This is a genomic window from Halomonas sp. KM-1 (assembly GCF_000246875.1).
Classification (GTDB): domain Bacteria; phylum Pseudomonadota; class Gammaproteobacteria; order Pseudomonadales; family Halomonadaceae; genus Halomonas; species Halomonas aerodenitrificans.
This window is the reverse complement of sequence record NZ_BAEU01000032.1, coordinates 23,442-31,131: the sequence shown is the minus strand read 5'-3', so window position 1 is coordinate 31,131 and position 7,690 is coordinate 23,442. Positions and strand designations below refer to the sequence as shown.

Annotated in this window: 8 protein-coding genes; 7 read left to right on the top strand and 1 reads right to left on the bottom strand. The window is 63.3% G+C overall.

What is annotated here, in order from left to right; genetic code table 11:
- A partial coding sequence (locus tag B8115_RS23860; RefSeq protein WP_238539186.1) for a hypothetical protein occupies positions 1 to 300 on the top strand: 300 nt, incomplete at its 5' end.
- Positions 230 to 628, top strand: a complete 399-nt coding sequence (locus tag B8115_RS02710; RefSeq protein WP_370542916.1) for a DUF805 domain-containing protein — start codon at positions 230 to 232, stop codon at positions 626 to 628. The genes B8115_RS23860 and B8115_RS02710, both read left to right, overlap by 71 nt.
- 122 nt (positions 629 to 750) lie before the next feature.
- On the opposite strand, the gene B8115_RS02705 is transcribed toward B8115_RS02710, so the two are convergent.
- Positions 751 to 1,956 (bottom strand): NnrS family protein, encoded by a 1,206-nt coding sequence (locus B8115_RS02705; protein ID WP_083861761.1) that lies wholly within the window; start codon positions 1,954 to 1,956, stop codon positions 751 to 753.
- A 64-nt stretch (positions 1,957 to 2,020) separates the two neighbouring features.
- Here B8115_RS02705 and B8115_RS02700 point away from each other — a divergent pair, with 64 nt between their 5' ends.
- From B8115_RS02700 to nosZ, 5 genes are all read left to right on the top strand, one after another.
- On the top strand, positions 2,021 to 2,443 hold the full coding sequence (locus B8115_RS02700) for a YbaN family protein (RefSeq protein ID WP_010626208.1): 423 nt from the start codon (positions 2,021 to 2,023) through the stop codon (positions 2,441 to 2,443).
- Positions 2,444 to 2,482: 39 nt separating this feature from the next.
- On the top strand, positions 2,483 to 2,929 hold the full coding sequence (locus B8115_RS02695; RefSeq protein WP_010626207.1) for an Rrf2 family transcriptional regulator: 447 nt from the start codon (positions 2,483 to 2,485) through the stop codon (positions 2,927 to 2,929).
- 97 nt (positions 2,930 to 3,026) lie between these two features.
- The gene (locus tag B8115_RS02690) at positions 3,027 to 3,338 is read left to right on the top strand and encodes a cytochrome c5 family protein (RefSeq protein ID WP_010626206.1); all 312 of its coding nucleotides are present in this window, start codon (positions 3,027 to 3,029) and stop codon (positions 3,336 to 3,338) included.
- A gap of 307 nt (positions 3,339 to 3,645) precedes the next feature.
- Positions 3,646 to 5,787 (top strand): transcriptional regulator NosR, encoded by a 2,142-nt coding sequence (gene nosR, locus B8115_RS02685; RefSeq protein ID WP_010626205.1) that lies wholly within the window; start codon positions 3,646 to 3,648, stop codon positions 5,785 to 5,787.
- Between the two features lie 3 nt (positions 5,788 to 5,790).
- Entirely contained in the window at positions 5,791 to 7,686 is a 1,896-nt protein-coding gene (gene nosZ / locus B8115_RS02680) for a TAT-dependent nitrous-oxide reductase (protein ID WP_010626204.1), read from the top strand.
- Positions 7,687 to 7,690: the final 4 nt, after the last annotated feature.

Here is a 7,690-nt window from a genome sequence, read left to right as displayed (position 1 = left end):
TCAGCTCGCTGGGTGGGGCTGGTCCACTTTTCATATCTCCCATTTCTTGCTATCGAAACCTACCTCCGACTACCCACACGGTTTCTAAAGCAGACAACCCGCAAGGACTCAAATGCCCGCAAGAGCTTCAGCTACTCCTGGCAGCGCAAAGAACTCACGCATGGACTCATACGCGCCCAGTATTTTTCAAAGCAGGGGCAGGATCGGCCGACTTCGCTTTTTTCTTTACATGTCTACCATGATCTTTATACCTGCGGCACTTATGCTATTGGCCATTCTGGTGGGGGTTTCATCGAGTAGCGACGGTGCTGGTGTCGCGCTGTCACTCATCGTCATGCTCGCATGGATTCCATGCATGGTGATGATGGTGCTTCACTGCACCCGTCGCCTGAATGATTTTAACGCCACCGGTTGGTGGTTATTGTTATACTTCGTTCCTTTCGTAGGTCTACTTATCGGCTTGGCGTTGCTCTTCGTTCCCGGCACCCCGGGGCCCAATCGCCATGGCGTACCATCTACTCCAAATAGCGATGCAGAAAAAGCTCTTTGCGTCCTTGTCGTCATTATGAGCCTTGTCGTTCTGATGGCCAGTATTTCAATAATCGATGCTGGCTCACTTCGTTACTGAAAGACATCTATGGTATCTGACTGGCTGAACTGGAAGCAGGTTGAGTCGCTCCCCGTATACACGAGCCAGGATCCATACCACCTGCGCCGTTTATCGTCGCATCGGCTTTTTGCAGCACTGGGTTATCTATTGAGCCCCGAGTCAAGTGTGGCGTTGTCACGTAGAGGCAATCGGCGAATCCACACCCACAGCCGCCAGGCCACCAGCAGCCAGCCCAGGCTCCAGGCCAGCGCCGAGCCCCACAGCAGCAGCAGCCAGGCACTGCCGGCATCGATGGCCCATAGGCGAAGGACCGCTGCCGTGGCGAACAGCCCGGCCAGCGGCAGCAGCACTCGCTCCCGCTCCGGGCGGCCTTTGGCACGCAGAATCACGTGGCGCAGCATGATGCTGCTGGACAGCGTGCCCAGCGCCCCTACGGTGAAGGCGTGCAACGCGGTGCTGGCATGCTGCGGCGCCCACCAGCTGCGCGCCAGCAGCACCAGGCCGATGGCCAGCCAGGCATAGCCCAGCATCAGCACCTGCAGATCCGGCCGCTCACGGCAGCCTAACGGCCGCCAGTGCCAGATGCGAGTCAGCACCAGCAGGCCCGCTGCCAGCACCAGCAAGGCCGCCAACGGGCGCAGCAGATCGAGCAGCATGACGAAGGGCGCCAGCCCCAGCAGCACGATCAGCGCCGCCTCCAGACGCGGCTGCACGCCCACCCCGGCCTGGCGAAACTCTCGTGCGAACTCTCGCGCGAAATAGCCATTGACGGCCGGAACGATGACGCGACCACCCATGAAGGTCATCAGCAGCACCAGCCACAGCACGCTCTGATGCATCAGCGGCGCGGTGGTCGGCATGTCGTCGAGATAGCGCCAGGTCAGGGTCACTACTGCCAGCAGGCAGATCATGCCCAGCAGCGGCGACAGCAGCCGGTTGCGCCACTTCTTGGCGGCGATGAAGCGTGGCACCAGCCCCCCGGCCACCCACAGCGCGAAGGCTGCGTCGGCCAGCGAGGCCACCACGGCGCCCGGCCAGGTCAGCACGCCCACTCGACCCAACAGCCAGAGCGTCACCAGCACGGCCAGCTGGCGGCGCGGCACCGGTCCCAACAGGTAGCCGGCGATCACCGCCAGGGCGAAGCCGAACAGCATCTCGCGCGCATGGGCTGCCGGGGTCGCCAGCTGTACCGCTGTCCAGCCGTGATAGAGCGCCAGCAGCGAGAGCGGTACCATCAGGGCGGCATGCAAGGCCGCCAAGGGGAACAGCCAACGCCAGGCCGGGAGCCGCAGCTCCCCCGCTTGAGGGTCCGGTGCGTACGTAGACTTGGCAAAGTTTTTAAACATGTATATAAAATACTACTTAGAATGAACGCGCGAAACTGCGCCTCGAAAATTTCGCGAGGGTGTGATGAGAGAAACCGTGCTACGCCTGGGCTGGCGAATGCTTGCCTACGGAGCCATCGCTTTGGGCACCGCCGGGCTGGTGGTGCCGCTGCTGCCGACCACCCCTTTTCTGCTGGTGGCCGCCTGGGCAGCGCCGAAGGGTTCGCCGCGCCTGGCGCGTTGGCTATGGCACCATCCGCGACTGGGCCCGCCACTGCATGCCTGGCGCGAGCAGCGGGCCATTGCCAGAAGGACGAAGCAACTCGCCATCGTTCTGCTTGCTTTCAGTTGGCTGGTACTATGGTTCGGCGGTGCACCCGGCTTGGTGCTGGGGACGACAGCAGCGATTTTCGGCTGTGTGGCCACCTTCATACTGACGCGACCCGATGCCACAGCCATGCCCAGCGCGAGCAAGCAACGAAGCAGTGTTATGATAAGAAGATGTTAGCGCACCTTAATTGACGCCCATCAAGACAGGCCGAACTTCATGCATCTGACCCGTTACACCGACTATGCGCTGCGCGTTCTGCTCTACCTCGCCGTCAAAGGGGAAGAGCGGGCCACCATCCACGAGATTGCAGAGAGTTTCGGCGTTTCGCGCAACCATCTGATGAAGGTGGTCCAGGATCTGAGTCATCGTGGCTACATCACCACCATCCGCGGCAAGAACGGCGGCCTGCTGCTCAGTCGGCCCCCCGAGGAGATCACCTTGGGACGACTGGTGCGCGATACCGAGCACGAGCTCGGCCTGGTGGAGTGTTTCCGCGATCATAACGAATGCATCATCACGCCGGCCTGCCGACTCAAGCCCATTCTCAACGAGGCGATGGGCGCTTTCATGGAAGTCTTGGATCGTTACACCCTTGCCGACATGCTCGGCAGACGGCAGCCCCAGCTCGCGCGCTTAATGCAGATCCCGACAGGCGCCGCATAGATGTGCCAAAATCCGCTTTGGCTGTAAATCGAGGCCAGCCCTCGAGTGGAATTAAAAAAGACTGGCTTCACCGTGAATCAAGCATAAGGAGAAACCCATGAAGAAACTTACCGCCGCTCTGCTCGCCGGCTCTGCCGCCCTGGCCTTTGCCACCGTGGCCCAGGCCGAGCCCGATGGCGAGGCGATCTACAACCAGGCGTGCATGGCGTGCCACATGACCGGCGCCGCCGGCGCCCCGATCAAGGGCGATGCCGACGCCTGGGCCGAGCGCCTCGAGCAGGACATGGAAACCCTGTATGCCCACTCCATCGAGGGTATCGGCGCCATGCCGCCGAAGGGTGGACACGCCAACCTGAGCGACGAGGAAGTGAAGGCCGCCGTCGACTTCATGCTCGAGCCGGTGCTCTAATCACGCCATCAAAGCTCAGGCGGACATTTCCGCCTGAGCGGCGGGGCGGCTGGCCAAGATCGCCATCACGCGCCCCGCCGCCCCTTCGCAATACTCTTCCAGACATCACCTCACCGTAACCAAGCCTGCCTACTCCCTCGGTACTACCTCTTCAACCTCGTCTCCAGCCCCTCCCGCGCATGATCCACGTCAATTCGATGACGTTGGTCAACTGGCATGATGGACAACAACATAAGCAACATTTCAAATGCATGTTCCTGGCAAGTCCTTTTCCTGGCCTCGAACAAGCGCTTGATAAGGAATGCCCATGTCCATCCGGCGCTACCCGCTCCTCACCCTGATTCTTGCCTGCGTATTTGGATTGTCGATGCTGCTCGGCGCGTCCGCGCAAGCCTTTGAACTTTCCCAGGTGAAGGCGGGGTTCCCCAGCGCCACGAGACTGGCGGAAGTGGAGGGAGAGCATGCCGCCAAGGCGGTCTACGCCGGCGACACCCTGCTCGGCTACGCCTTCGAGACCGACGACATTGCGCCGATTCCGGCCTACTCCGGCAAACCGATCAACATGCTGGTGGGCATCGACCTGGAAGCTCACATCACTCAGGCCACCATTCTCGGCCACGAAGAGCCGATCATGCTGGTGGGCATTCCCGAGCAGCGCCTGATCGACTATGCCGATGCCCACGCGCCCCATCACGTCAACGCGCGGCTACGCGTGGGCGAGAACCTGGATGCCATCTCCGGTGCCACGGTCACCGTGATCGTGCTCACAGAGACCGTCATGCGCTCCGCCCGCCGGGTCGCCGCCGAGCAGGGCCTGATCGACGACCCGCTGGCCACACCGCCGGCCGAAGTACGCTACGAGGTGTTCGAGCCGGCCGACTGGGAAACCCTGGTGGGCGACGGCACCATTCGCCGTCTGCACCTGACCCACGGCGAGATCGACGAGGCCTTCGTCGGCACCGCCGCCGAAGGCTACGCCAGCGGTCAGGCGGCCGAGAACACCTTCATCGATCTCTACGTCACCTATCTCAATGCGCCGACCGCCGGCCGCAATCTGCTCGGCGACATCGTCTACGAGCAGTTGATGGAGCGACTCGACGAGGGCGAGCATGCCATTGGGGTCATGGCCAGTGGCGACTACTCCTTCAAGGGCTCCGGCTATGTGCGCGGCGGCATCTTCGACCGTATCGAGGCCTCTCAGGGCAACACCAACATCGCCTTCCAGGACAGCGACCACCGCCGCATCGTGCGCCTCGGCATCGACGGGGCACCGCGGCTGACCGAGCGCGACATCTTCATCATCCGCAACGAGGCCGAGTTCGACCCGGGCGAGCCCTGGGAGCTGGGTCTGCTGGTGCGCCGCGCCGCCGGGCCGCTGGAGACCGAGTTCGTACGCTTCAACGCCCACTACAGCATCCCCGAGCGCTTCATCGAGCGCTTCGAAGCACCAGTGGAAAAAGCGCTGTGGGTCCAGGTGTGGCGCGACCGCACCTTCCAGATCGCCGTGCTCGGCGCCGGCCTGACCGTACTGACGGCGATCATGCTGTTCCAAGACGTGCTGGTGCGCTATCCCAGGGTATTCAACCCGCTGCGGGTCGGCTTCCTGGTCTACACCGTGGTGTTCATCGGCTGGTATTCCCTGGCCCAGCTCTCGGTGGTCAACATCCTGACCTTCGTTCACTCGCTGATGGGCGGTTTCAGCTGGGAGTCGTTCCTCATCGACCCGATGATGTTCATCCTCTGGTCGTTCGTCGCAGTGACGCTGCTGATGTGGGGCCGCGGCGTGTTCTGCGGCTGGCTGTGCCCCTTCGGCGCCATGCAGGAGTTGATCAACAAGGCCGCGCGCAAGCTCCGGGTGCCTCAGTTCGAAGTGCCCTTCGCCCTGCACGAGCGGCTGTGGGCGATCAAGTACATCATTCTGCTGGCGCTGTTCGCGGTCTCGCTGCACTCGCTGGGCCAGGCCGAACGCTACGCCGAGGTAGAGCCGTTCAAGACCGCCGTGACCATGCGCTTCCAGCGCGAGTGGGCCTTCCTGGCCTATGCCCTTGGCCTGCTCGCCATCTCGGCCTTCACCCACAAGGCCTACTGCCGCTACATCTGCCCGCTGGGCGCGGGGCTCGCCATTCCCGCCCGCCTGCGCCTGTTCGACTGGCTCAAGCGCCATCGCGGCAGCTGCGGCACCCCCTGTCAGATCTGTGCCAACGAGTGCGAAGTGGCCGCCATCCATCCCGACGGCCGCATCAACGCCAACGAGTGCCACTACTGCCTGGACTGTCAGGTGACCTACCACGACGACCGGCGCTGTCCGCCAATGATCAAGCGCCGCAAGCGCTACGAGAAGGCCGCTCGCGGCTCCTCGAAGGGCGGTGCCGTGGAAACCTATCCGGCCGATGCTGCGCAGGGCAGCCAGGCCAAACTGCAGCGCATTCCCACTCTTCAGGAGGAGTGAACCATGAGCGACAATAACGACCACATCAAGGACCTCAGCCGCCGCAACTTCCTGCGCAACAGCGCAGTGACCGGCGTGGCCGGGGCCAGCCTGGCCGGCGGTTTCGGCGCCGGTGCCCTGGTGCGCAGCCGCCCCGCCGAGGCGGCGACCAACAACGAGCACCACGTGGAGCCGGGCGAGCTGGACGAGTACTACGGCTTCTGGAGCGGTGGCCACTCCGGTGAGGTGCGCATCCTCGGCGTGCCCTCCATGCGCGAACTGCTGCGCATCCCGGTGTTCAACGTCGACAGCGCCACCGGCTGGGGCATCACCAATGAGTCCAAGCGTGTGCTGGGCCCCAACGCCCCGCTCAACGGCGACACCCATCACCCCAAGGTAAGCTACACCGACGCCCGCTACGACGGTCGTTACTGCTTCATCAACGACAAGCTGAACACCCGGGTGGCGCGGATTCGCCTGGACATCATGCGTGCCGACAAGATCCTCACCATTCCCAACGTGCAGTCGATCCACGGTCTGACCCTGCAGCGCGTGCCGAGTACCGAGCGGGTCTTCGCGGCGGGTGAGATGATCGTGCCGCTGAACAACAACGGCGAGTACCTGGACGATCCGTCCGAATACTGGACCATGATGACTTGCATCGACGCCGAGACCATGGAGTTCAAGTGGCAGGCGATCGTCGACGGTAACCTGGACAACTGCGACACCGACTACAGCGGCCGCTTCGTCGCCGCCTCCTGCTACAACTCGGCCCGCGGCATGACCCTGCCGGAAATGATGGGCCCGGAGCGCGACTGGACGGTGATATTCGACGTGCCGGCCATCGAGCGTGCCGTTGCCGCGGGCGAATACACCACCATCGGCGACTCCCCGGTACCGGTGGTCGACGCCCGTGAGCAGGCCCACCAAGGCCGCAACGCCTTTGCCCTCTATGTGCCGACCCCGCGCAGCCCGCACGGCGTCAACACCGCGCCGCCGGAAGGCAAGTACTGCGTGGTCAGCGGCAAGCTGTCGCCGACCTGCACCGTGATCGAGTGGTCCCGCGTGGCCGAGTGGTTCGACGGTGGCCTGTCCGACCCGCGCGACGTCGTGGTGGCCGAGCCGGAAGTGGGCCTGGGGCCGCTGCACACCACCTACGACAACCGCGGCAACGCCTACACCTCGCTGTTCCTCGACAGCCAGGTGGTGAAGTGGAACATCGAGGACTCCATTCGCGCCTACAACGGCGAGGAGGTGAACTACATCCGCGACCGCATCGACGTGCACTACAACATCGGCCACATCAAGGCCTCGCTGGCCTGTAGCCGTGACGTCGACGGCAAGTACCTCACCGCGCTGTGCAAGTTCTCCAAGGACCGCTTCCTGCCGGTGGGTCCGATGCATGCCGAGAACGATCAACTGATCGACATCAGCGGCGAGCAGATGAAGCTGATCCACGACGGCCCGACCTACGCCGAGCCCCACGATGCGCTGATGATCCGTGCCGACCAGCTCAACCCGTCGCAGGTCTATACCCGCGACGACCCCTACTTCGCCGAGACCGTGGCCATGGCCCAGGCCGATGGCGTGACCCTGGAACGCGACAACAAGGTCATTCGCGACGGCAACAAGGTGCGCGTCTACATGACCTCGGTGGCGCCGAGCTTCGGCACCACCGAGTTCCGCGTGAAGCAGGGCGACGAGGTCACCATCGTGGTCACCAACATGGACACCATCGAGGACGTCAGCCACGGCTTCGCCCTGGTCAACCACGGCATCAACTTCGAGATCCATCCGCAGCAGACCTCATCGGTGACCTTCGTTGCCGACAAGCCCGGGGTCCACTGGTACTACTGCAGCTGGTTCTGCCACGCCCTGCACATGGAGATGTCAGGTCGCATGCTCGTAGAACCCGCATGACGAT

Excerpts from the sequence above, each read along its gene's own strand:
- B8115_RS02710 (WP_370542916.1), top strand. The coding sequence starts at position 230 with ATGTCTACCATGATCTTTATACCTGCGGCACTTATGCTATTGGCCATT.
- B8115_RS02705 (WP_083861761.1), bottom strand. The coding sequence starts at position 1,956 with ATGTTTAAAAACTTTGCCAAGTCTACGTACGCACCGGACCCTCAAGCG.
- B8115_RS02700 (WP_010626208.1), top strand. The coding sequence starts at position 2,021 with ATGAGAGAAACCGTGCTACGCCTGGGCTGGCGAATGCTTGCCTACGGA.
- B8115_RS02695 (WP_010626207.1), top strand. The coding sequence starts at position 2,483 with ATGCATCTGACCCGTTACACCGACTATGCGCTGCGCGTTCTGCTCTAC.
- B8115_RS02690 (WP_010626206.1), top strand. The coding sequence starts at position 3,027 with ATGAAGAAACTTACCGCCGCTCTGCTCGCCGGCTCTGCCGCCCTGGCC.
- nosR (WP_010626205.1), top strand. The coding sequence starts at position 3,646 with ATGTCCATCCGGCGCTACCCGCTCCTCACCCTGATTCTTGCCTGCGTA.
- nosZ (WP_010626204.1), top strand. The coding sequence starts at position 5,791 with ATGAGCGACAATAACGACCACATCAAGGACCTCAGCCGCCGCAACTTC.